A 23,356-nucleotide genomic window follows, 5' to 3' on the forward strand; every position below is an offset into this window, starting at 1 on the left:
GTGTCGCAGACGCGCGAGGGCCCCGGACGCCTGGCGTCCGGGGCCCGTGCTCGGATCCGCGGGTCAGCTTCCGACGAAGGCCGCCAGCAGCAGCCAGACCACCGGAGCGGTCGGCAGCAGCGAGTCCAGCCGGTCCATGATCCCGCCGTGGCCGGGCAGCAGGGTGCCCATGTCCTTGATCCCGAGGTCGCGCTTGATCATCGACTCGCCCAGGTCGCCCAGGGTCGCGGTGACCGCGGCACAGCCGCCCAGGATCAGGCCCTGCCACCAGCTGCCGCCGTCGATGATCAGCTGCATCAGCAGGGCGCCCGCCAGCATCGACAGGCCGATACCGCCGGCCAGGCCCTCGCGGGTCTTGCCGGGGCTGATCGTCGGGGCCAGCTTGGTCCTGCCGAACTTGTAGCCCACCGCGTAGGCACCGGTGTCGCTGCAGATCGTGACGATCAGGAAGAGCACGATCCGTTGGGGGCCGTCGTCGGCCGCCAGCATCATCGCCACGAAGGTCGCCAGGAACGGCACGTAGAAGGCGGTGAACACACCCGCCGTTATGTCGCGCAGGTAGTTCTCCGGTGGCGCGGCCATCCGCCAGACCATCACCGCCAGCCCGGTCAGCGCGAGCGAGGCCGCGGCCCACTGGACGCCGGCCCAGTAGCCGGTGGCGACCATCGCGATGCCGCCCACCACCAGCGGGATCAGCGGCACCTTGATCTGCTTGCGCTCGGCGAGCCGGCTGGTCAGCTCCCAGCTGCCGACCGCGACCGCGGCCATCACGACGAACAGGAACAGCGCCTTGACCACGAACAGCGTGGCGACGATCACCACGCCGAGGCCCACCCCCACGCCTATGGCGGCTTGGAGGTTACGGCCACCGCGCTGCTTGCGCGGCTCCGGCTGCGGGGCGGGCTGGGCGGCCACGGGTGTCTCCTGCCCTGGATGGGACGACGGCACGAAGGGGGGCTGCCCGGCCGCCCAGTGGCTCTGCGGCGGCGCGGGATGCACCGGAGCCCCCGGGTACGGCCGGGCGCCGTGGCCGGGGGCGGGGGTGACGTCGTCGGATATCGCGCGCAGCACGACCGTCTCCGTCACTCCGGGCGGCGCCGTCTCGGGCTGCTCGTCCCGGAACAGCGGGCCGCCCATCCGACCGGGCTCCCGGGCCTGATCCGTACCGGGGTCGGCGGGCGCGCCGGGGGCGGTCGGCCGACCGTGCGCCGGGTGCCGGCCGGGGGCCGGGTACTGACCCGGGTACTGCCCGGGGGCCGGGTACCCGCCGGGCGCCGCCGACGCGCCCTGGGCCGGGCCGTGGTCGGGCGCGCCGGGGTGCGGGCCGGGATCGGCCGGTACGGGAGGCATGACCTGAGTCTCCTCCGCGTCGCCGCCCCAGTACACCGGAGGCTGCTGCGAGTGATCCGAACGGAGGGCCCGGTCGCCCGGCACGTCCTGGTGGGCGGCCCGGTCGCCGGGGCGCCCGGGGAAGGGCTGCGCCTGGTCCGGCGCGCCGGGAACGGGCCGACCGGGAGCCGGCCGGCCCTGCTCCGGCGCCGGGTGCTCGCCGTACCCCGGCGCCGGACTGGCCGGCGGCCGGGGTGCCTGCGGCTGCGGCGCCGGACGATAGGGCTGGAACTGCTGGTCGGACGGGCCCCAGTAGCCAGGGGCGTCAGGGGCGTCGTTCATCAGACCTCGAGCAGCTCGGCTTCCTTGTGCTTCAGCAGCTCGTCGACCTGGGTCACGTACTTGGCCGTGGTGTCGTCGAGCTCCTTCTCGGCGCGGCGGCCGTCGTCCTCGCCGACCTCGCCGTCCTTGACCAGCTTGTCGATGGCGTCCTTGGCCTTGCGGCGCACCGAACGGATCGAGACCTTGGCGTCCTCGCCCTTGGTGCGGGCGATCTTGATGAACTCGCGCCGGCGCTCCTCGGTCAGCTCCGGCAGCACCACCCGGATGATGGAGCCGTCGTTCGACGGGTTGACACCCAGGTCGGAGTCGCGGATCGCCTGCTCGATGGCCTTCAGAGCGGTCTTGTCGAACGGCGAGACGACCGCCATCCGGGGCTCCGGCACCGAGAACGAGGCCAGCTGGTTGATCGGCGTCACGGCGCCGTAGTACTCGGCGACGATCTTGGCGAACATCGCCGGGTGGGCCCGGCCGGTGCGGATGGCCGCGAGGTCGTCCTTGGCGACGACGACGGCCTTCTCCATCTTCTCCTCGGCCTCGAGGAGGGTCTCTTCGATCACTGTGGTCTCCCTGTCCGGTTCATCTGCTGTTGTCCCGACCGGCGTCGGCATCGGGGCCGGTCGCGGCGGACGCCGCCCCGCACGGCTGGTTGCTGCTCAGGCCCGGACAGAATCCTGGCTGATGAGTGTGCCGATCTTCTCACTCTTCACCGCACGCGCGATATTGCCCTCCGCCAGCAGTTCGAAGACCAGCATCGGGAGGTTGTTGTCCTTGCACAGCGTGATCGCGGTGAGGTCGGCGACCTTGAGGTCGCGCGCGATGACCTCGGAGTACTCCAGCGCGTCGAACTTCACCGCGTCCGGGTTGGTCCGGGGGTCGGAGTCGTAGACGCCGTCCACGCCGTTCTTGCCCATCAGCAGGACGTCGGCGTGGATCTCCAGGGCGCGCTGGACGGCCGTGGTGTCGGTGGAGAAGTACGGCATGCCCATACCGGCGCCGAAGATCACCACCCGGCCCTTCTCCAGGTGCCGGACGGCCCGCAGCGGCAGGTACGGCTCGGCGACCTGGCCCATGGTGATGGCGGTCTGGACCCGGGTCTCGATGCCCTCCTTGACCAGGAAGTCCTGCAGCGCCAGGCAGTTCATGACGGTGCCGAGCATGCCCATGTAGTCGGAACGGGCCCGGTCCATGCCGCGGACCTGCAGCTCGGCGCCCCGGAAGAAGTTGCCGCCGCCGATGACCACCGCGACCTCGGTACCGGCGCGGACGACCGTGGCGATCTCACGGGCGATCGCGTGCACGACGTCCGGGTCGACGCCGAGCCCGCCACCACCGGCGAAGGCTTCACCGGACAGCTTGAGCAGCACCCGGCGGCGCGAGCCCGCCTTGGGGTCCTGCGCGGTCTCCTGCGTCTCCTGCATGGACTTCTCCTTTATTGCACCTGCTGGCTCACAGGCCTGGGCGTGCGGGTGCCCGGTCTGCGTGTACACGAGAGGAGGCCACTGCCGCGGGAACCGGTTCGGTGTCCTGCACGGCAATGGCCTCCTCGTCGTTCATGGTGCCGACACGGCCCGCCCATGGACGGTTGGCGCTGGGTGAGCCCGTTCGGCGTTCCGCCCGCCCTGGTCAGCGGGCGGGGGCGGTTCCCAGCCTAAAGGGGCCGGGGACCAGGTGGAACGTGGCTCAGGCGCCGACGCGGAAGCGGGCGAAGCGCTTGAGGGCGACGCCGTTCTCCTCGAGGACCTTGGCGACGGTCTTCTTGTTGTCCTTCGCGAAGGCCTGCTCCAGGACGGAGTTCTCCTTCACGAAGCCGGTGACGCGGCCCTCGACGATCTTCGGCAGGGCGGCCTCCGGCTTGCCCTCCTCGCGAGCGGTGGCCTCGGCGACGCGGCGCTCGTTCTCGAGGTCCTCGGCCGGGATGTCCTCGCGGGACAGGAACTTCGGCGCGAAAGCGGCGATGTGCTGCGCGACGTCCTTGGCGACCTCGGCGTTCTCCTTGTCCAGCTCGACCAGGACGCCGACGGCCGGCGGCAGGTCAGGGCTGGTCTTGTGCAGGTAGACCGCGACGAAGCCGTCACCGTCGAACTGGGCGAAGCGACGGAAGACGATCTTCTCGCCCAGGGTCGCGTTGGCCTCGTCGACGAACTGCTGAACGGTCTTGCCGGCCTCGATCTCGGAAGCCAGGGCGGCGTCCAGGTCGGCCGGGGCGGTCTTGGCGACGTGGGCGGCGATCGCGTCGGCGACCTCGACGAACTTCTCGCCCTTGGCGACGAAGTCGGTCTCGCAGTTCAGCTCGACCAGAACGCCGGACTTCTTGTCCTCGGCGATCAGCGCGGCGACGGCGCCGTTGGAGGCGTCACGGCCCTCGCGCTTGGCAACACCCTTCTGGCCCTTGATGCGAAGGAGCTCGACGGCCTTCTCGACGTTGCCCTCGGCCTCGTCCAGGGCCTTCTTGCAGTCCATCATGCCGGCGCCGGTGAGCTCACGGAGCTTCTTGACGTCCGCGGCGGTGAAGTTCGCCATGGTGTGAATCTCTTCTCGCGTCTCGCGTGTCTGCGTGGGGATGCGCCGGGACCGATGGTTCGGTCCCGGCGCGGGAGAGAGGGGCACCTGCCGGTGTCGTACCGGCGGGTGCCCCTCACCCTTGGTACGTCAGGCCTGCTCGGCCGGAGCGTCGGCGGCGGGGGCCTCCTCGGCCGGAGCCTCGACGGTGGGGGCCTCAGCGGCCGGGGCCTCAGCGGCGGCGGGGGCCTCCTCGGCCTTCTTCTCGCCCTCGATGAGGTCCTTCTCCCAGTCGGCCAGCGGCTGGTCGGCGCCCGGCTCGGCCTTGGTGTCGCCCTTGGCGACACCGGCGCGGGACTTCAGGCCCTCGGCGACGGCGTCGGCGATCACGCGGGTCAGCAGGGTGACGGAGCGGATCGCGTCGTCGTTGCCCGGGATCTTGTAGTCGACCTCGTCCGGGTCACAGTTGGTGTCGAGGATGGCGACGACCGGGATGTTGAGCTTCCGGGCCTCGCCGACCGCGATGTGCTCCTTCTTGGTGTCCACGATCCAGACGGCGCTGGGAACGCGCTGCATGTCGCGGATACCGCCGAGGGTCTTCTCCAGCTTGTCGTGCTCGCGCTGGAGGACCAGGAGCTCCTTCTTGGTGAGGCCGGAGCCGGCCACGTCCGAGAAGTCCAGCTCGCCGAGCTCCTTCAGGCGCTGCAGACGCTTGTAGACGGTCGAGAAGTTGGTCAGCATGCCGCCGAGCCAGCGCTGGTTCACGTAGGGCATGCCCACGCGGGTGGCCTGCTCGGCGATGGCCTCCTGGGCCTGCTTCTTCGTGCCGACGAAGAGGACGCTGCCGCCGTGGGCAACGGTCTCCTTGATGAACTCGAAGGCGCGGTCGATGTAGTTCAGCGACTGCAGCAGGTCGATGATGTAGATGCCGTTGCGCTCGGTGATGATGAAGCGCTTCATCTTCGGGTTCCAGCGGCGGGTCTGGTGACCGAAGTGGACGCCGCTCTCCAGCAGCTCCCGCATCGTGACGACGGCCATTGCCGTGCTCCTCAGGTGTTACGGCCCGACTGTGGCGGTCCCTCGGGGGTTCCCCTCGGGTGAAGTGCCTACGGCCGGGTCAGTCTCGGTTGTCCGTGGCGGCCAGGTGACAGCCACGCCTGACGCCCCGATCGTGCCGAGCCGCTTCCACCCGTTCGGTCCGGGGACCGGTCGGGCTCGGCGGACCGAGCGGCACTCGCACCTGGCGGGGCCGCGGAAGAACCGCGTCCGACCGCCGGTGGCGGGGCGTGCGAAGTCGACCCGGTGGACCGGGTCGCGTGTGAAGTGTACGGGAAGCGTCGAGCAGCGAGCCACTTCGCGGGCGCGCGAGGGCCTGCGGACGGGCTGCGGAGGAGCAGGCCACGAGCGGCCGACGGTCCGTGGACGGTCTGGGAGGCCGGCGGGCAGGAGCCCTGGGGAACGGCTTCGGCGGACGGGGCCGCTGCGGACGGAGGACGGGTGCCGACTGCTCGGCCCACTGCCCGCCGAACGGTCCTCGTATGCCGTTTGTACACCGGATGGCGGCGCCCGTACACCCGTCCGGGGGATGGCGGTCGGAGTGAGGGGTGGTTTGTCCACAGGCATCCGGATGTGGGTGGTGCGGGAGTGGGGGCACGGCCAGCCTCGGGGCATGACTGGACGCCGTGGGGTTCGAGGGATGGTCACGGGGGTGGCGCTGGCGGCGCTGCTCGCCCTGGTGGGGGTTGCGGGTGCGCGGGAAGTGCCGAGGGTCGAGTGGGCGGCTGGTGCGGTGGGGGCAGCGGAGGCCCTGGCGGGGGCTCCGGCGGGCGGCGTACCGGGTGGAGGTGGCGCCGGCGGTGATTCCGGCGGTGATTCCGGTTGGGGTGTGGCGCGGGCCTGGCCGGTGGGCGGGCCGGGCGGGTTGCTGGGGCGGTTCGAGCCACCGGCGAAACCGTGGGCGGCCGGGCACCGGGGAGTGGACCTCGCCGCCGCACCCGGGACGGATGTGCGGGCGGTTGCCGCCGGCGTGATCGCCTTCTCCGGGCTGGTCGCGGGGCGCCCGGTGGTGACCGTCAGCCATCCGGGATCCGGGACTCCCCCGCTGCGGACCACCTACCTGCCCGTCCTCGGCAACCTCCCGGTCGGCACCGCGGTGGCCGCCGGGCAGGTGATCGGGCAGCTCGCCCCGGAGGGGCGGCACTGCGGCACTCGGGACTGCCTGCACTGGGGGCTGCTGCGTGGCGGCCGATACCTCGATCCGCTGGCCCTGCTCGGCACGGGCCGGGCACGCCTGCTGCCGCTGACCAGGACGGGGCGCGCGGACGGGGCGGACGGAACGACCCGGGGGCAGGGCAGCGGACCGGGCGGGAGTTCGACGGCGGTTCGGGCGGTGGTTACGGTGGCTCAGGTGCGGTCGAGACCGCGCAGCGCCAGGGCGACGGCGGCATCGGCGACCGCCTCGGGGGACTCGACCGGGCAGCCGGCCCGGTCCCCGGCAGCGAACTGCTCGGCCCGGCGGACGGCCGCCTCCACGATCCCCTGCAGCAGCGCCGCGGCGAGCCGGGGCTGTTCGTGGCCGAGGTCCTCCAGGGCCCGGACGACCAGACCGGCGAGCCGGCTGTGCGCCGCACGGATGCGCTCACGCGCGGCCTCGTCCAGTTCCAGTGCCGAGATGGCCATGACCGCGCGGTGCCTGGGGTCGCCGGCCAGCACCAGCTGACCGCGGACGTACGCCTCGATCCGCCCGGCGGCGGTGTCGCAGCTCGCCATCCCGGCTTCGATCTCGGCCGCCCAGAGCGGGAAGTCCGCCTCGCACAGCGCCTCCACCACGGCGGCGCGGGAGCGGAAGTACTCGTAGACGGAGGAACGCGCCAGCCCGGTGCGGGCCGCGAGCGCGGAAAAGGTCAGGGCCTCCATGCCACCCTCGGTGAGCAGGATGCGGGCAGCATCCAGGAGGGCTGCCCGCTGCAGCTGGCGATGCTCGGCCACCGTGGCCGCTCGGATCTTCGGCACGCTCCCACTGTACGGAGCCCTACCTACGGCCGGTACAGCGCCGCGCATCCGGGCGCGGGGGGCGGGCCCGGCGGGCGGCTCCGGCGTTCGCTACCGGACGTCCGAGAGCTTGGCGCGCAACTGGAGGACGGACTTGGTGTGGATTTGGCTCACCCGGCTCTCCGTGACCCCCAGCACCTGTCCGATCTCGGCGAGGGTGAGCCCCTCGTAGTAGTAGAGCGTCACCACGGTCTTCTCCCGCTCGGGGAGGGTGTTGACCGCCTGGGCCAGCAGTCTGCGCAGCTCGCGGTCCTCGGCCACCTCGACCGGGTCGTCCGCGCCGTGGTCCTCCAGGGTGTCCACCAGGCTCAGCCGGTCGCCGCCCTCCCCCACCGGGTGCAGCAGTTCGTCCAGCGCCACCACGTTGGCGAGTGACAGCTGGCTGAAGATCGCGTGCAGGTCCTCGATCGCGATGCCCATCTCGGCCGCGACCTCGGGGTCGTGCGGCGTCCGGCGCAGCCGGGCCTCCAACGTCGCGTAGGTCCGTTCGACGGCCTTCGCCTTCTGGCGCACCGAGCGGGGGATCCAGTCCAGGGCGCGCAGCTCGTCGATGATCGCGCCGCGGATGCGGCTGATCGCGTAGGTCTCGAACTTGATGGCACGCTCGATGTCGAACTTCTCGATCGCGTCGATCAGCCCGAAGACCCCGGAGGAGACGAAGTCGGCCTGCTCGACGTTGGAGGGCAGACCGACCCCGACCCGACCCGCCACGTACTTGACGAGTGGTGAGTAATGCAGGATCAGCTGCTCGCGCAGCCGTTGGTCGCCGGTCTCCTTGTACGAGCGCCAGAGCTCTTCGAGCGCGCTGCGCCCCGGGGCGCCGCCCTCCCGCCCGTCCGCGCCCTCCCCCGCGCCCATCCGTTCGCGACGGGGCCGGGACACGGGTGGGGACGTGGCGTCCGGCGCGGGGGCGCTCAAAGGCAACCGGGGGGCGCGGTCGACGGCCGCGCCCCCCGGCGCGTCCGCCTCGCCCACCGCCCCGGTGGTGTGGGCCGGCTGGGCCGGCTCGGTGGTGTGGAGCGTGTCGGTGCTGTGGGCCGTGTCGGCACCCTTGGTCGTGTCAGCGTCCCTGGTCGTGTCCGCGGGCTGGCCCGGCACCACCGTCGGCCGGCCGCCCTGACGCGACAGGCCCCCCATCGTCCCCGCCGCTTTGGGCGGGAACTCGGTCACGGTGCGCCGCTCGGTCCGCGGCCCTCCCGAGGACCGAGCGCCACCGGTCACTCTGTGTCCGGGAATGTGTGTGGGCATACGTTGGTCTGCGCCGTTCTGCCGAGTCATGTGCTGATAGGGAAGGCATGTGGAGCGTAGCGTGACCGACTCACTGCAAAGCGCTACCGCCACTCGGTCGTCCCCCGATCCGGTGGCGTTCACTCACCGGATCCGGGCACACGAGCGGAAGAACCGGATCAGCAGGTCAGCCGGACCGTGCCCGCTCGCCTCCCCCGGGCGCACCCGTGTTCGTCCTTCCGCCGCTCACCTCCTCCGCACCGCTCGCCAGTGCGCCCCGTGCCGCTCCACGAAGCCGAGCGACACCAACTCGTAGAGCCGCTGCAGGACTTCGTCCGGCGGGAGACCGGACTGGCGGGCCAGCCGCTCGACCGGAGCGCCCTCCGCCGTGGCCGGCACGGCCTCCAGCACCCGGGCCACCGGTGGCTCCAGCAAGTCCCTCGGCAGGACCGGACCGCTGCGCTGCGGGGCCAAGTCCTCCCCGATCGCGCCGACCAGTTCGGTGATCTCGGCCGCGTCGGTGACCAGCGTGGCGCCGCCGCTGCGGATCAGGGCGTGCACCCCGGCGGAGAGCTCCGAGGTGACGGGGCCGGCGACGCCCATGGTGTGGCGGTTGAGGTCCCGCGCTCGCCTGGCCGTGCTCAGGGCTCCGCTGCGCACGGCCGCCTCGACCACCACGGTGCCCCGGGTCAGCGCCGCGATGACCCGGTTGCGGAGCACGAAGCGGAAGCGGTTCGGGTGTTCTCCGGGCGGGAGTTCACTGACCAGCAGGCCCTGGACACCGATCCGCCGGATCAGTTCGGCGTTCCCCTTCGGGTAGGCCACGTCAACTCCGCAGGCCAGCACGGCGACGGTCATCCCGCCGACGGCCAGCGCCCCTCGGTGGGCCGCGGCGTCGATCCCGTACGCGGCTCCGGAGACCACGACCCAGCCGCGCTCGGCCAGTTGGGCCGAGAGCTCACCCGCGACATGGGCGCCGTAGGCCGTGCAAGCCCGCGAGCCCACCACCGCCACCGAGCGGAGGGCGAGCAGCCGCAGTGACCCGGTGCCGGTGGTCCACAGCCCGATCGGGCGTCCGTCGCCCAGGTCGTCCAGTTGACTGGGCCATTCCGTGTCCCCCGGAATGATGAAGCGCCCACCGATGTCCCGTACCCGTTTCAGGTCGTTCGCCGGGTCGAGGCCCGGGAGTCGCGCCTGGTAGGCGGCCAACCGGGCGGCGTCCAGCCCGGGATGGTCGGGGACATCGCCCTCCCGGATCGCCCGGACCACCTCCACGGCGGGGAGTTGGCCGAGCCAGCGACCGACCACCGCGTCGCCCGGTTCGCTGAGCCGGTTGAGCAGGGCCCGGGCGTGGCGCTCCGCTTCGAGCCCGGCCGGCGGACCGGCCTCGGCCGTTCGCGGTGCTCGGGGTGCTTGGGGTGCTTGAGGTGCTCGGGGTGCTTGGAGGTGTCCCAACAGCTGGTTCATACCGCCTCCTCCTTGTTCGCCGGGGGCTCCTTCGGTGTGTCGGGCCAGTCGTCCTCCGGGCCGGTCCTGCGCTGCGCCGGGATGACCCCGGCCCGGCCGTAGCCGCGTTCGGGCAGCGGGAGCCCCTGCTCGACCCCGGTGCGCAGGACCAGGGCGGTGCGCACGTCCCGCTGCTCCGGCCGGTCGCGGCCGGCGAGGTCGGCGACCGTCCAGGCGACCCGGAGCACCCGGTCCAGACCGCGGGCGGTCAGCAGACCGCGCTCCAGCTGACGGGCGACGTCGTTGAGCGCACCGGGCCCGAGCTGCCACCGGGTCCGCAGTTCGTGGCCGGGCACCTCCGCGTTGGTCCGCCACGGGGTGTGCGCCAGCCGGGCCGCGGCCCGCTCCCGCGCGGCCAGCACCCGGGCCGCGACGGTCTCGGTGCTCTCGGCGGTGGTGTCCCGCTCCATCAGCTCGATCCTGGTCACCGGGGCGACCTGGACCTGGAGGTCGACCCGGTCCAGCAGCGGCCCGGAGAGCCGCCCCTGGTACCGGCTGACCATGGCCGGGGTGCACTCGCAACCCTCGCCCCGCCGTGAGTACCGGCCGCACGGACAGGGGTTGGCGGCCAGACAGAGGAGGAACCGGGCCGGGAGCCGGAGCGATCCGGCCGAGCGGGCGATCACCACCTCGCCCGACTCCAGCGGCTGACGCAGCGCGTCGAGCACCCGCACCGGGAACTCCGGCGCCTCATCGAGGAAGAGCACTCCCCGGTGGGCGAGGGACACCGCCCCCGGTCTCGGCAGACCGCTGCCGCCACCGACGATCGCGGGCATCGTGGTGGAGTGGTGCGGGGCGCAGTAGGGCGCGGTGTCGATCAGTGGACGCCCGACCGGGAGCAGGCCGGCCACCGAGTGGACGGCGGTGACCTCCAGCGACTCCTGTTGGGTCAGCGGCGGGAGAAGTGAGGGCAGCCGCTCCGCCAGCATCGTCTTGCCCGCGCCCGGCGGCCCCTTGAGGTAGAGGTGGTGTCCTCCGGCCGCGGCGATCTCCAGGGCTCGCCGGGCCTCGTACTGACCGGCCACGTCGGCCATGTCGAACCGCAGGGCCCGGTCGTCGGACAGGCCCCGGACGCTCGCGCTCGGCAGCATCAGGCCGGCCATCAGCGGATCCGGTCGACCGCCGATCGGCTCGGGCGGCTCCTCCGGTGGCGTCGCCCCGGTCAGGACGGCGACCAGCTGGCGCAGGCTGCGGACCCCGAGCACCGTCACCCCCGGGACGAGCGAGGCCTCGGGCGCCGTCTGCTCGGCGACCACCACTCGTTCGTACCCGGCTTCGGCAGCGGCCAGCACCGACGGCAGCACCCCGCGGACCGGCCGCACCCGGCCGTCCAGCCCGAGCTCGCCGATGAGCAGCAGGTCGGCGATGGAGGACGGGTCGAGCCGTTCGGCGGCGGCCAGCACGGCGCAGGCCACCGCGAGGTCGAAGCCGCTGCCGCTCTTGGGCACCGAGGCGGGGCTGAGCCCGACGGTCAGCTTGCGCTGGGGCCAGGCCTCCCCGCTGTTGCAGACTGCGGCGCGGACCCGGTCGCGGGCCTCGGTGAGTGCCTTGTCGGGCAGGCCGACCAGGGTGAACGCGGCCACCCCGGGCTCCAGATCGGCCTGGACCTCGACGATCACCCCGTCGACCCCGACCAGCGCGACGGAACAGGTACGGGCGAAGGCCATCTCAGAGCACCCCCCGCAGGTGGTCGACCAGGGCCGCACCCCGCGCCCGGTTGACCACGGCGACCAGGTCGATCCGCACCCCGCCCGGTGGGGCGGGCGGCCACTGCGGATCGGACGGCCCGGGGTCGTACCCGGGCCCGGCCAGCCGGGCGAAGTGCCCGGGCCAGCGTTCGGCCAGCCAGCGCTCCGCCAGCCGCTGCAGCCGGGCGGCCTTGACCCGGTCGATGGCCTCGCTGGGCTGCTGGAAGCCCCGCTCGGAGCGGGTCTTCACCTCGCAGACCGCGACGGTGTCGCCGTCCAGGGCGACGATGTCCAGCTCGCCCTCGACGCAGCGCCAGTTGCGGTCGAGGATGCGGAGCCCGGCCTCCGCGAGGTGACGGGCGGCGACCCGCTCCCCGTAGCGGCCGAGCCCGCTCCTGGTGGTGCGGTCCTGGTCCGCCCGGTCGTCCGCCTCGTTCTCGGCCGCGTTCGGTACGGCCTGGTCCTGCACGATGGTGTTCTGCATGGTGACCACCTCCGCCGAGGAGGCTGCACCACCGCGCAAGCCGAAGCCGGGAATTACCGGTTGCCTGTGGATAACCCGGGCCTGGGGACAACTCCTGTCACCCGCAGGAGTGAGAAGCCCTCGTCACGCGAAATTCGGCTGGACAACGCGGGACGGAGTCGTCCAACGTCAGTTCCCGAAGCCGGACTCGTCCGAGGGCAGCTCCAGATCGCTCTTCGCGAGTTCCTCGATGTTCACGTCCTTGAAGGTCAGCACCCGGACCTTACGGACGAACCGGGCCGGCCGGTACATGTCCCAGACCCACGCATCCGCCATCGACACCTCGAAGAACACCTCGCCCTGGACCGAGTGCACCTGCAGCTCGTAGTCGTTGGTGAGGTAGAAACGTCGCTCGGTCTCGATCACGTACTTGAACAGGCCGACGACGTCCCGGTACTCCCGGTAGAGCTTGAGCTCCATCTCGGTCTCGTACTTCTCGAGATCTTCGGCACTCATCCAGGCGTCCCCTCAACTTGTCACGTCCACCCATTGTGGACCACCGCACCCACGCTCAGAGCCGTACCGGATCGACCGGCGGGCCCTCTGCCAGCAGTCGTCCCAGGAAGCCCGCCAGCCCGACCGGATAGACCGTGTCGGCGGTCCCCCGCAGTTCCTCGACCGTCCACCAGCGCGCCGCGAGCAGCTGGGCGTGTTCGTCCTCGCCCATGCCCGAGTGGTCCAGATCCGTCTCCGCGGTCCGGGCCAGGTGGAACCACTGCTCCTGCTCGTAGCGCTGTCCCTGAAAGGAGAACGACACCGTGCCGTACGCCACCAAGGGCCCCAGGTCCACACCCCGCAAGCCGGTCTCCTCCGCGAGCTCCCGCTCGGCGGCCTCCCGCACGTCCTCCCCCGGCTCCAAGCCGCCGCCGGGCGTGAACCACCACGTCTCGTCGGGGACCGCGGGGTCGGCCCCCCGGAAGAGGAGGATGCGGTCCTGCCCGTCCAGCAGCAGGATCCGCGCCGCCCTGCGACGCTGTGCAGTCATGGCAGCGCTCCACGCTCCTTCCGTTCGCATCGATGGCGCTACCGATCCTGCCACCCGGCGCGTCCGTCCGGGGCGATGTTCGGCAGAGCGGCCCGGCCCGCGACGGCCGCGCTCAGGAGCTGCGCTCCCGGCGGAACCGACGCGCCAGTCCCGTGACCCCGCCCACCGCCGAGGTCACGACGATCAGCGCCGCGCCCGCAACGCTGGCGTAGGCGGCCGGCTCCAGCGGTCCCGGGTCCGCGGCCCTCGGGCCCGCGAAACCGTCGAAGGCCGCGGTCCGGTGCAGCAGGCCGGTCCGCCCGGAGGGCAGCAGAGTGGCCTCGACCCTGGCCTCGACCGCGGTGGCCGGGACGGTCCCGCCGTCGACCTCCAAATGGGTGCGGGAGTCGAGCGAGCCGACCCGGTTGTCGCCGAGCAGGAACAGCCGGCCCTGCGGCACGGTCACGCTGAACGACTCGCCCTGGCGGCCCTGGGTCGCGAGGTACGGCTCGTCCACCGGTTGTCCGTTGACCGTCAGCCGGTGGTCGTCCGCGGTGGTGGCGACGGTGTCACCGCCGACCGCGACGACCCGCTTGACCATGAGCTCCCCGCCCCAGGCCTGGTCGCGGAAGACCACCACGTCGCCCCGGCCGATGGCGCCGCCGTCGACCTTGCGGGCGAGCACGGTGTCGCCGACCTGGAGCGTCGGGTGCATCGAGGCGGTGGGGATCTTGTACGGCCGGTAGTCGACCGCGATCAGGGCGAAACCGCCGATCATCATCAGCAGCCCGAGCGCGAGCGCGACGCCCTGCAGCACCGCGGCGGGCCTACGGCCGGGACGGGTGGGCGCGTCCGGCTGGCCGGCCGACTGTTCCACGACACTGCTCATCGAAACCGTCCACCTCTGGCCGACCGGAGAACACCACTGGCACGCCGGTGGCTCGGACGCGAACGCCGACGGGCCGTGGCACGTCCGAGCAGATTACTCGTCGGTACCACGGCCCGCGCAAGGGTCGGGGAGGAGCTGGTAGAGCTCAGGACTCCTTCCGGTGCTCCGTCCGGGCCCGCACCCGGCGCACCAGCGGAAGCAGGACGACAGCCCCCACCGCACCGGCCACGGGGGGCGCGACCGGCAAGGCCGCCGCCAGACCCTTCTGGTCGAAGGTGTCCGGCACCGGGAGCGTGGACCAGTGGCTGACCGGCCAGGCCACCACGAAGGCGCGCCCGATCACGTTGTCCACCGGCACGGTGCCACCGCCCGGCTGGTCCATGTGGAAACGGGAGTCGAGCGAGTCGGCGCGGTGGTCGCCCATCACCCAGATCCGGCCGTTGGGCACCTTCACCGGGCCGAAGGGCTGCGTCCCGCAAGGGGTGTTGCCCGGGTAGATGTACGGCTCGTTGAGCGCGACACCGTTGACCTTGACCGGCCCGTCGTCCTTGCACTCGACGGTGTCACCGCCGACCGCGATGACCCGCTTGATCAGGTCCTTCTCGTTGGCGGAGGGCATCAGCCCGACGAAGCTGAGCACGTCCTGCACCCCGCGGACGAAGGAGTTGCTGCTCTGCTGGGTCGGCTCGTCGTTGAGCCAGCCGCCCGGGTCGTGGAACACCACCACGTCTCCGCGCTCGGGCTCGGATCCGAACCAGGGGGTCAGCTTGTCCACCAGGACGCGGTCGCCGACCTGCAGCGTGTTCTGCATCGACTCGGACGGAATGGAGAACGCCTGGACGAAGAAGGTCTTGATCACCAGCGCGAGGATCAGCGCGATGCCGATCAGGATCGGCAACTCCTTCAGGAAGGAGCGCTGCTTGCGCGGCTTGGCCGGCGCCTCCGACTCCGACTCGTCCGCCGACCCGCTCTCCGGCCGCGGGGGCTCCGCGGGGCCGTCCGACCCGGTGCCGTTCTCATCTGCGGTCTGGGCCGCCGTGTCCTCGACCGCGGCGGAGGGCGCCGAGGACTCGGCGGACCGGCTCACCCGTCCGCCCGGGCCCTCGGGTTCCCCGGCACCTGAGCGGGCACCGATCACCAAATCCCCCACAACGTCTCCTCCCTGCTGTGCGGACGCCTGCGCGCCCGCGCTCAGAGTGCCGCACAGCGGGCACCACGCTCACCACGACCATGAACGCATCAGGGTTGCCCACAGTGGACTCCCCTGACACCAACACGACCTCGGCACACGGCCGGAACCGCTCCCGGCCGCACCTGCACTTCTCTATCACTCCAAGGCATCCGGCTCGCGGTTCCACACGCACTGTCCGTCCGTTCAGGGACCGCGGCGGCTCACTCCGGAGGCCGCCTCGACCGGCGAACGACGAGCGGAAGGATGCCCAACACACCCATAACGAGCGGAGGTTCCATGGGAACCGGCCCAACGCCCATCGATTCCGGCGCAGTTCTGGCGACCTCCGGGGTCGCGGCAAGAGCGGAGAGTGAACCCGGTTCATCGAGTTGATGGAAGCGGCCCAGTGGCCAGGCGATCACGAAGGCGCGACCGACCACATCGGTCAGCGGGACGGTGCCCTGGCCCGGATTGCCCATGTGGAAGCGGGAGTCGGCGGAGACGTCGCGGTGGTCCCCCATCACCCACAGCCGCCCCTTCGGCACCGTCACCTTGAACGGCTGCCGCGACGGCGGGTTGCCCGCCGCGAGGTACGGCTCCTCCACCGGGTGGCCGTTGACGCTGAGCCGCCCCTGCGCGTCACAGCACTCGACGGTGTCCCCGCCGACACCGATCACGCGCTTGATCAGGTCCTGCTCGTTGTCGGACGGCAGCAGTCCGACGAAGGTCAGCACCTGCTTGGCCGGGCCCAGTACCGGACCGTCGTCGGACGGCTTGCGATCGTTCTCCAGCCAGCCGCCCGGGTCCTTGAACACCACCACGTCGCCGCGCTGCGGCTCACTGCCGAACCAGGGGGTCAACTTGTCCACCAGCACCCGGTCCCCGACCTGGATGGTCTGCTCCATCGAGCCCGAGGGGATCACGAACACCTGGATCAGGAAGGTCTTCATCACCAGCGCCACCAACAGGGCCACCAGGATGATCAGCGGGAACTCGCGCAGCAGCGAACGCTTGCGCCGACGCGCCGCGCGTCGGGCGCTGCGGCGTCGATCGGCGCGGCCGCGGACCGGTACGGCCGGGTCGGCCCCGGCGTGGGCAGCCTCGCCCCCGCCCGGCTCCGGGGCCGGGCGGTCGGCGACCCGTCCCCTACCCCTGCTCCCCATGACCGTCCGTCCCCCCGATCGCGGCGAAGGCCGCGGGCCGGTCCAGGCTGGTCAGGCGCGAGAACGGGTAGATCACCCAGTCGGCCCGGCCGATCACTCTGTCCTCGGGCACGAAGCCCCCGCCGGGCTCGCCGAGGTGGTCGCGCGAGTCCCGGGAGGCGCTGCGGTGGTCGCCCAGCACGAACAGCTTGCCGCGCGGCACCAGGATGTCGAAGGGCACGTCGGACGGCTGGTCGCCCGGGTCCAGGTAGGCGGTCTCCTCCACTGGCACGCCGTTGACGGTGAGCGGGGCACCCGGACCGGTGCTCCGCACCCGGTCCCCGGCGACGCCGATCACGCGTTTGACGTAGACCGTGTCCCCGGCCGGGGCCAGCCCGAGGTCCCGGCCGGCCGAGCGCAGACTGTCCCAGAACCCCGGCGGCTCGGCCGACTCGGGGAGGAAGGAGCCCGTCCCGTCGAAGACCACGACGTCGCCCCGCTGGGGGTGGCTACCGAAGGCGTAGGCGAGTTGGTTGGCGATCAACCGGTCGCCGGGCCGCAGGGTGTTCTCCATCGAGCCGGAGGGCACCGTGAACGGACGGGCCACGAACGCGTTCACCAGGAGCAGGGCCGCCAGGCAGATGCCGACCAACAACAGCAGGTCCCGCGAACGCGGTCGCCCGGGTTCCTCGTCGTCGGCCTCCTCGTCGGCCTCGCCGTCGGCCGCGTCCTCGCCCGCGTGCGCCGTCTCGGCCCGGCCCTGGCCCGGGTCCTGGCCGCTGCTGTCGGCACCGCTCTCGGCGTCGCCCTGGCCACTGCCCGAGCCCTGGTCGAAGCCCCGGCCCTGGTCGAAGCCCCGGCTCTGGCCCGCATCGCCGGCCGGAACCGGCACCGCCCCCGGCACCTCCCCCGCCCCCGTTCCCGCCCCCGGCACAGAAACGACCGCGGACCGCGACAGCGAGTCCGCACCGGTGGGTGCGGGACTGCTGTCGCGGTCCGCGGGTGGTTCGTGCGTGCTCATCGGGCGCTGAGCTTACCTTGCGGCAGCCCGGCCCCTCGGAGCGATCCGGTCCCCCGGCGCGGCCGGGGGTCCGTGGATCAGCGGTCGCGCTTCTCCTTGATCTTCGCGGCCTTGCCGCGGAGGTCACGCAGGTAGTACAGCTTGGCGCGGCGAACCGCACCGCGGGTCACGACCTCGATCTTCTCGACGACCGGGGTGTGCACCGGGAAGGTGCGCTCCACGCCGACGTTGAAGCTGACCTTGCGGACGGTGAAGGTCTCACCGACGCCGGCGCCGTGGCGACGGATGACGACGCCCTGGAAGACCTGGACACGGGAGCGGTTGCCCTCGATGACCCGGACGTGAACCTTCAGGGTGTCACCGGCGCGGAAGGCCGGGATGTCGGTGCGCAGCGAGGCCGCGTCGACAGCAGCGAGCTTGTTGCTCATGTTGCTCTCCATCGCAGGCGCCACGGGCCGCCTACGGAAGTTCGTCACAATGGGGTGAGCTGCGGGCCGCATCGGCTGGCGGCGATCCCCCCGTGGCGAGGGCGCCGGTCCATGTGTTCCCTACGGAAGGGAACCAGCGACAGACAGCAGCGGCCTATTCTTCCACATCACCGGGTGCGGACCGAAATCGGCCCAGCTCCTCGTCCCAGGCCAGGCCCAGGACGCTGAGCGCGGCCCGGTCCTTCTTGTCGAAGGCGCCGGCCTGCCAGCGCCCGACCAGGTCGGGCCGGTTGGCCAGGGTGCGGGCGAAGGCCTGCTCCCGCCGCCACCGGGCGATCTTGCCGTGGTTGCCGCTGAGCAGCACGTCCGGCACGGTCCGGCCGCGCCACTCGGCGGGCTTGGTGTAGACCGGGCCCTCCAGCAGGTCGGCCATCGCACCGGGGGCGAAGGAGTCGTCCCGGTGGGACTCGGCGTTGCCGAGCACGCCGGGCAGCAGCCGGGCGATGGCCTCGACCATCACCAGCACCGCGACCTCGCCGCCGGCCAGCACGTAGTCGCCGATCGAGGCCTCGACCACCGGCATGCGGGTGGCCGCTTCCTCGATGACCCGGCGGTCGATGCCCTCGTACCGCGCGGGGGTGAACGCCAGCCAGGGGCGGCCCGCCAGTTCCTGGGCCAGCTCCTGGGTGAACGGGCGCCCGCTCGGGGTCGGCACGACCAGCGTGGGCACCTCGCCCGCGGGCCCGCCGGCCACCACCGCGTCCAGCGCCTCGCCCCACGGCTCGGGCTTCATCACCATGCCGGGGCCGCCGCCGTACGGGCTGTCGTCGACCGTGCGGTGCACGTCGTGGGTCCATTCCCGCAGGTCGTGGAGGTGCACGTCCAGCTGGCCGCGGGCCCGGGCCTTGCCGACCAGCGAGATGTTCAGTGGTTCCAGGTACTCGGGGAAGATCGAGACGACGTCGATCCGCATCCCCGACTGAGCGCCCTGAACTCCCTGAGCAGCCCGAACAGCGTCCCGGTCGGCCTCCTGGGCTGAATCCTGGGCTGAATCCTGGACGGCGTCCCGGGGAGTCTGCTCGACACTCACTCCGACTCCTCCGGCTCCTCCGAAGCGCCGCCGGCGACGTCGGCCTCCCCGAGGTCGATCAGCCCGGGCGGCGGGGTGATCACGGCCCGCTGGTTCTCCAGGTCGATGGTCGGCACGATCTGGCTGACGAAGGGCACCAGCACCTCCGTGCCGTCGGCCTTCTCCACCATGAGCAGGTCCTGGTACGGCAGGTGGAGGACCTCGGTCAGCTCGCCGACCCGGGTGCCGTCGACCAGCACCACGTCGAGGCCGACCAGCTGGTGGTCGTAGTACTCCTCCGGGTCGTCCGGGCGCTCCTCCGGGTCGACCTCGGAGATGAGCAGGGTGCCCCGCAGCGCCTCGGCCGCGTTGCGGTCCTTGACGCCGGCGAAGCGCAGCAGCAGTCGGCCGCTGTGCACCCGGCCGGACTCGATGGTCAGGGGCCCGGCCGAGGCCGGGTCGGTGAGCAGGACGGCACCGGGGCCGAGCCGGAGTTCCGGCTCGTCGGTGCGGACCTCGACACTGACGTCCCCCCTGATGCCGTGGGCGCGGCCGATCCTGCCGACGACGAGCTGCACGGTGATCGTTCTCCTGGGGTTGCTGAGCGAGAAGGCAAAGACAGATGGGCGGGGACGGACGGGACGCACGCGGCCGGAGCCGACGGGTGCAGGCCTACCGACCGGGCCGCGGATGCGAAAAAGGCCGACCGGGACGACATGCGTCCCGGTCGGCCTCAAGCCTGACGGCTGAACGAGCAGCAGCGTCAGCGAATGCTGTCCACGTCGACCAGGTCGACCCGAACGTTGCGACCGCCAAGGGCGCCGACCACGGTGCGCAGTGCGCGCGCCGTGCGGCCGCCCCGGCCGATCACCTTGCCGAGGTCATCGGGGTGCACCCGCACCTCGATGGTGTTACCCCGACGCAGGTTGCGCGAGCGCACCTGCACCTCGTCGGGGTGCTCGACGATGCCCTTCACCAAATGGTCGAGGGCGTCCTCGATCACGATCAGGCCTCGGCGGCGGCGTCGGCCTCAGCCTCGGCCTTGTCCGACTTCTTGGCCTTCGGGGTGATGGCGACACCGGTGGTGGCGTCCTCGAAGCCGGCGACGGCCTTCGCGAACAGGTGCGAGAAGTCCTCGACCTTGGGCTCGGCGACCTTCAGCGGCTCCGGAGCCGGCAGGCCCTTGAACTTCTGCCAGTCGCCGGTCAGCTTGAGGATGGCGAGGACCGGCTCGGTCGGCTGGGCGCCGACGGACAGCCAGTACTGGGCGCGGTCGCCGTCGACCTCGATCTTCGAGGGGTTGTAGGTCGGCTGGTAGATGCCGATCTCCTCGATCGCGCGACCGTCACGCTTGGTGCGGGCGTCGGCGACGACGATGCGGTAGTGCGGGGAGCGAATCTTGCCGAGACGCTTGAGCTTGATCTTGACTGCCACGGGAGTGGGTTCTCCTGGTGTTGACGTGGGTGAGCGGCCCTGCCGTCCGCGTGGGGTTGCGGGGCGGGCCGTTCAAGGGACACGCCAGCCGTAGGAGAGAGGGGTCCTGCTCGGCTGCCGAGTACTCAGCTGTCCATTCTGCCATACCGGCGCGAAGGGTCTTCACCCGGCCGTCGCGGCCGGCACTCGCCGATGCCCGGCGGACAGGGCCACGCCCGGCAGACAGCGCCCGGCGAACGGCACCCGGCAGAGCGCCTCGCGAACGGCATCCAGCGGACAGCGCCCGGCAGACAGCGCTCGGCGAACGGCGCCAGGACAGGCGCCGCGGGTGGAGGCTCAGGGCTCGACCGGGAGCCCCCGCTCCCGGTCAGCCCACAGACTCACCGATGTCACCGATGTCACCGTCGCCGATCACCCCGGCCGCGCCGACTGCCCGCACAGTCGCCGACCGGTCCCGGCTCCGGGTTATGCGATCTTGAACGGTTGCTGGCACGCACCGCAGACGATGGACGCCTGGGCGAGCACCGACGGCACCACCCGGACGTTGCGACCGCAGCCGCAGACCGCCTTGACCCGGACGCCGCCCCCGGAGGAGCCGTGCCGGGCGGCCGGGCCGCGGAAGGCGCGGTTGGTGCCGTCGCCGGCCACCGCTTCCTGGTGCGCACCGAGGGCGCGGTCCAGGCGCTCGATGGTCTCGGCGTACCGCTCCTGCGTCTCCTTGAGCATGGTCACCTGGGAGAAGCCGCTACTGGCGTGCGGTTCGACCGGGTGCGCCAGGCCCAGCTCGGAGGCGAGCATCAGGAAGCGCCGGTTGTGGTAGCGGCCGGCGCGCGAGGTGTCCCGGATGTCCCGGGCCGCGGCCAGACCGTGGGCAGCCTCGTGGAGGAGCCGCTCGAAACCGAGCCGCGTGCCACAGGCCGAGGAGGACTCGCCGATCAGCGCCTCGGGAGAGGCCAGATCGGGAAGGTCCTGGTGGTAGGCCTGGATGTCACTCCAGGCGGCGGCCAGTTCGGCCGCGAGGACGAGGGGCTGTGTCGTGCTCACGCTAGACCAACGATGCAGAGTTGGCCGATGTTCCGCATGTTCCCGTTCTCCGGGAATTCCCAGGGAACTCCCAGGAATGCGCGACTGCGCGCGAATTGCGCGTTCCGGATCTGACGCAAGACCAACCCCCTGCCGGTTTCGGCCCGTCGCAACGTCGGCGGGCCTCGTGAATTCCACCCAGGAGGCGGGCTGTCGCCCCCAGGACGTACGGCCCGTGGACCCGCCGAAGTTGACAGGGCCACGGGCCGTACACCGTACCGCTATTCCGTTAATACCGGCAGTTGACCGGCCAGTAGGGATGTAGCCCACTCGGGCTCCTCCGGCAGAGTTACCGGATTCTTACCCATCCGCATTCCGGGCAAATGTCGCCGGTAACGGTCATTAGCTGCCGACGGCCGTCATCAGTACGCGCATCAGTATGCGCGACAGTACGCGTAGCAGTGCGTGCCGGTCCGCACATCAGTACGGTCAGTACGCGCGCGAGACGATCGCGATATTGCCGTCCTGGTCGTCCGTCTGCGGCACCGAGCCGTCGGCCGCGATGATGCAGCGCACCGTGACGCCCTGCTCGGACAGCTTGGCCTCGCCCTCCGGACCGAGGTCGGCCCAGGAGATCCGGCCCCAGCCGGTCGCGGCGGCCTCGACGGCCTCGTCGAGGGTCTTGACGTCGACGGTGCGGGCCTCGCGGCGCTCGCGGGACTGGCGCAGCAGCAGCGCCTGGTCCTCCTCCAGGATGCCCGGCAGCAGGGCGGCCAGGGCGTCGATGGAGACCGGCTCCTTGCCGCCGGGGATGCGGCGGGCCAGCATCGCGGTGCCGTTCTCCAGGTCGCGCGGACCGACCTCGATGCGCAGCGGAACGCCCTTGAGCTCCCAGTCGACGGCGCGGCGGCCGAACGGGGTGTCGGTGCGGTCGTCGACCACGATCCGGATGCCGGCGGCCTCCAGCTGGGCGCCGATCTCGCGGACCTTGGCGATGACCGCGTCGTCGCCCTTGATGGCCAGCACCACGGCCTGGACGGCGGCCAGGCGCGGGGGCACCCGCAGGCCGTTGTCGTCGCCGTGGGACATGATCAGGCCGCCGACCATACGGGTCGAGACGCCCCAGGAGGTCTGCCAGACGTACTCGCGCTCGGCGCCCTGCAGCTGGTAGGTGGTGTTGAACGCCTTGGCGAAGTTCTGGCCCAGCTCGTGGCTGGTGCCCAGCTGCAGCGCCTTGCCGTCGCCCATCATGCCCTCGAGGGTGAGGGTGTTGATGGCGCCGGCGAAGCGCTCCTTGGCGGTCTTGCGGCCGAGCACGACGTCGATGCCGAGCACGTTGGTCATGAAGTCGCCGTAGACCTGGGTGTGGATCATCGACGCGTACGCACGGGCGTCCTCGTAGGTGGCGTGGGCGGTGTGGCCCTCCTGCCAGAGGAACTCGGTGGTGCGCAGGAAGACGCGCGGGCGGAGCTCCCAACGGACCACGTTGGCCCACTGGTTGATCAGCAGGGGCAGGTCCCGGTGGCTCTGCACCCACTTGGAGAAGTACTCGTTGATGATGGTCTCGGAGGTGGGCCGGACGACGACCGGCTCCTCCAGCTGCTTGCCGCCGCCGTGGGTGACCACCGCGAGTTCGGGCGCGAAGCCCTCGACGTGCTCGGCTTCCTTGGTCAGGTACGACTGCGGGATGAACATCGGGAAGTAGGCGTTCTGCGCGCCCGCCTTCTTGATGCGCGCGTCCATCTCCTGCTGCATCCGCTCCCACAGGCCGTAGCCGTACGGTCGGATGACCATGGTGCCGCGCACCGGACCGTTGTCGGCCAGCTCGGCCTTGTTGATGAGGTCCTGGTACCAGCGCGGGAAGTCTTCCGCCTGAGGGGTGAGAACGGGTGCCTTAGCCATGGGCGGAATGGTACGGGGATCGGCCCCCTCACTTCGAATCGCCATCACACCCGCGGCAGGGGGAGGACACCCGCAGCCGTGGGACGCCGCCCGCAGGGGGGCGCACGACCGCGACACGCGCGCACCACCCTGCACCCCTCTGGACGCC

At 71.8% G+C, this 23,356-nt stretch carries 23 protein-coding genes and 1 pseudogene; 1 reads left to right on the forward strand and 23 read right to left on the reverse strand.

The genetic code is table 11. From position 1 onward, the window contains the following. Positions 1-63: 63 nt before the first annotated feature. From ACZ3YL_RS34285 to rpsB, 5 genes are all read right to left on the reverse strand, one after another. Entirely contained in the window at positions 64-1,350 is a 1,287-nt protein-coding gene (locus ACZ3YL_RS34285) for a phosphatidate cytidylyltransferase (RefSeq protein WP_465661276.1), read from the reverse strand. Between the two features lie 320 nt (positions 1,351-1,670). Then, positions 1,671-2,228 carry a ribosome recycling factor gene (frr, locus tag ACZ3YL_RS34290; protein WP_188307061.1) on the reverse strand — a complete coding sequence of 186 codons (558 nt, stop codon included), beginning with the start codon at positions 2,226-2,228 and terminating at the stop codon, positions 1,671-1,673. Positions 2,229-2,324: 96 nt separating this feature from the next. Beyond that, complete coding sequence (gene pyrH, locus ACZ3YL_RS34295) at positions 2,325-3,089, reverse strand: UMP kinase (RefSeq protein WP_030056790.1); 765 nt, start codon at positions 3,087-3,089, stop codon at positions 2,325-2,327. 262 nt (positions 3,090-3,351) lie between these two features. Continuing rightward, positions 3,352-4,191 carry a translation elongation factor Ts gene (gene tsf, locus ACZ3YL_RS34300; protein WP_188307062.1) on the reverse strand — a complete coding sequence of 280 codons (840 nt, stop codon included), beginning with the start codon at positions 4,189-4,191 and terminating at the stop codon, positions 3,352-3,354. A gap of 129 nt (positions 4,192-4,320) precedes the next feature. Next, a complete protein-coding gene (gene rpsB, locus ACZ3YL_RS34305; RefSeq protein WP_465661279.1) occupies positions 4,321-5,208 on the reverse strand; it encodes a 30S ribosomal protein S2 in 888 nt (295 codons plus the stop codon). 658 nt (positions 5,209-5,866) lie between these two features. Between rpsB and ACZ3YL_RS34310 the strand changes: the two are divergent. Next, positions 5,867-6,370, forward strand: a pseudogene (locus tag ACZ3YL_RS34310) (peptidoglycan DD-metalloendopeptidase family protein); the annotation flags it as partial. Positions 6,371-6,573: 203 nt separating this feature from the next. Here the strand turns inward: ACZ3YL_RS34310 and ACZ3YL_RS34315 are convergent. The 18 genes from ACZ3YL_RS34315 to proS all read right to left on the reverse strand — a co-directional run bounded on the left by ACZ3YL_RS34315 (position 6,574) and on the right by proS (position 23,208). Continuing rightward, a complete protein-coding gene (locus ACZ3YL_RS34315; RefSeq protein WP_465661314.1) occupies positions 6,574-7,158 on the reverse strand; it encodes a TetR/AcrR family transcriptional regulator in 585 nt (194 codons plus the stop codon). A 114-nt stretch (positions 7,159-7,272) separates the two neighbouring features. After that, a complete protein-coding gene (whiG, locus tag ACZ3YL_RS34320; RefSeq protein ID WP_188307083.1) occupies positions 7,273-8,079 on the reverse strand; it encodes an RNA polymerase sigma factor WhiG in 807 nt (268 codons plus the stop codon). 615 nt (positions 8,080-8,694) lie between these two features. Beyond that, complete coding sequence (gene dprA, locus ACZ3YL_RS34325; protein ID WP_465661281.1) at positions 8,695-9,915, reverse strand: DNA-processing protein DprA; 1,221 nt, start codon at positions 9,913-9,915, stop codon at positions 8,695-8,697. Continuing rightward, the gene (locus tag ACZ3YL_RS34330; protein WP_188307065.1) at positions 9,912-11,621 is read right to left on the reverse strand and encodes a YifB family Mg chelatase-like AAA ATPase; all 1,710 of its coding nucleotides are present in this window, start codon (positions 11,619-11,621) and stop codon (positions 9,912-9,914) included. The genes dprA and ACZ3YL_RS34330 overlap by 4 nt, the downstream gene beginning before the upstream one ends. A gap of 1 nt (position 11,622) precedes the next feature. After that, on the reverse strand, positions 11,623-12,126 hold the full coding sequence (locus tag ACZ3YL_RS34335; RefSeq protein ID WP_188307066.1) for a YraN family protein: 504 nt from the start codon (positions 12,124-12,126) through the stop codon (positions 11,623-11,625). A gap of 168 nt (positions 12,127-12,294) precedes the next feature. Continuing rightward, positions 12,295-12,621: a DUF2469 domain-containing protein gene (locus ACZ3YL_RS34340; RefSeq protein ID WP_030056781.1), complete on the reverse strand. Its 327-nt coding sequence runs from the start codon at positions 12,619-12,621 to the stop codon at positions 12,295-12,297. A gap of 55 nt (positions 12,622-12,676) precedes the next feature. Then, positions 12,677-13,150: an NUDIX hydrolase gene (locus ACZ3YL_RS34345; protein WP_188307067.1), complete on the reverse strand. Its 474-nt coding sequence runs from the start codon at positions 13,148-13,150 to the stop codon at positions 12,677-12,679. A 112-nt stretch (positions 13,151-13,262) separates the two neighbouring features. After that, a complete protein-coding gene (gene lepB, locus ACZ3YL_RS34350) occupies positions 13,263-14,018 on the reverse strand; it encodes a signal peptidase I (protein ID WP_188307068.1) in 756 nt (251 codons plus the stop codon). 145 nt (positions 14,019-14,163) lie between these two features. Continuing rightward, the gene (lepB, locus tag ACZ3YL_RS34355; RefSeq protein WP_188307069.1) at positions 14,164-15,168 is read right to left on the reverse strand and encodes a signal peptidase I; all 1,005 of its coding nucleotides are present in this window, start codon (positions 15,166-15,168) and stop codon (positions 14,164-14,166) included. Between the two features lie 242 nt (positions 15,169-15,410). After that, positions 15,411-16,352, reverse strand: a complete 942-nt coding sequence (gene lepB / locus ACZ3YL_RS34360; protein WP_188307070.1) for a signal peptidase I — start codon at positions 16,350-16,352, stop codon at positions 15,411-15,413. Further along, complete coding sequence (lepB, locus tag ACZ3YL_RS34365; RefSeq protein WP_465661285.1) at positions 16,336-17,223, reverse strand: signal peptidase I; 888 nt, start codon at positions 17,221-17,223, stop codon at positions 16,336-16,338. The genes lepB (ACZ3YL_RS34360) and lepB (ACZ3YL_RS34365) overlap by 17 nt, the downstream gene beginning before the upstream one ends. A 206-nt stretch (positions 17,224-17,429) precedes the next feature. Next, the gene (gene rplS, locus ACZ3YL_RS34370) at positions 17,430-17,780 is read right to left on the reverse strand and encodes a 50S ribosomal protein L19 (RefSeq protein ID WP_030243502.1); all 351 of its coding nucleotides are present in this window, start codon (positions 17,778-17,780) and stop codon (positions 17,430-17,432) included. Between the two features lie 154 nt (positions 17,781-17,934). Further along, complete coding sequence (trmD, locus tag ACZ3YL_RS34375; protein WP_188307084.1) at positions 17,935-18,753, reverse strand: tRNA (guanosine(37)-N1)-methyltransferase TrmD; 819 nt, start codon at positions 18,751-18,753, stop codon at positions 17,935-17,937. Positions 18,754-18,866: 113 nt separating this feature from the next. After that, positions 18,867-19,427: a ribosome maturation factor RimM gene (gene rimM / locus ACZ3YL_RS34380; RefSeq protein WP_188307072.1), complete on the reverse strand. Its 561-nt coding sequence runs from the start codon at positions 19,425-19,427 to the stop codon at positions 18,867-18,869. A gap of 185 nt (positions 19,428-19,612) precedes the next feature. Then, positions 19,613-19,852 carry an RNA-binding protein gene (locus ACZ3YL_RS34385; RefSeq protein ID WP_030306741.1) on the reverse strand — a complete coding sequence of 80 codons (240 nt, stop codon included), beginning with the start codon at positions 19,850-19,852 and terminating at the stop codon, positions 19,613-19,615. A 2-nt stretch (positions 19,853-19,854) separates the two neighbouring features. Then, on the reverse strand, positions 19,855-20,283 hold the full coding sequence (rpsP, locus tag ACZ3YL_RS34390) for a 30S ribosomal protein S16 (RefSeq protein WP_188307073.1): 429 nt from the start codon (positions 20,281-20,283) through the stop codon (positions 19,855-19,857). A gap of 465 nt (positions 20,284-20,748) precedes the next feature. Then, the gene (locus tag ACZ3YL_RS34395; protein ID WP_188307074.1) at positions 20,749-21,327 is read right to left on the reverse strand and encodes a hypothetical protein; all 579 of its coding nucleotides are present in this window, start codon (positions 21,325-21,327) and stop codon (positions 20,749-20,751) included. Between the two features lie 468 nt (positions 21,328-21,795). After that, the gene (proS, locus tag ACZ3YL_RS34400; RefSeq protein WP_188307075.1) at positions 21,796-23,208 is read right to left on the reverse strand and encodes a proline--tRNA ligase; all 1,413 of its coding nucleotides are present in this window, start codon (positions 23,206-23,208) and stop codon (positions 21,796-21,798) included. Positions 23,209-23,356 lie beyond the last annotated feature (148 nt).

It is taken from the genome of Kitasatospora sp. NPDC023176 (assembly GCF_055560495.1).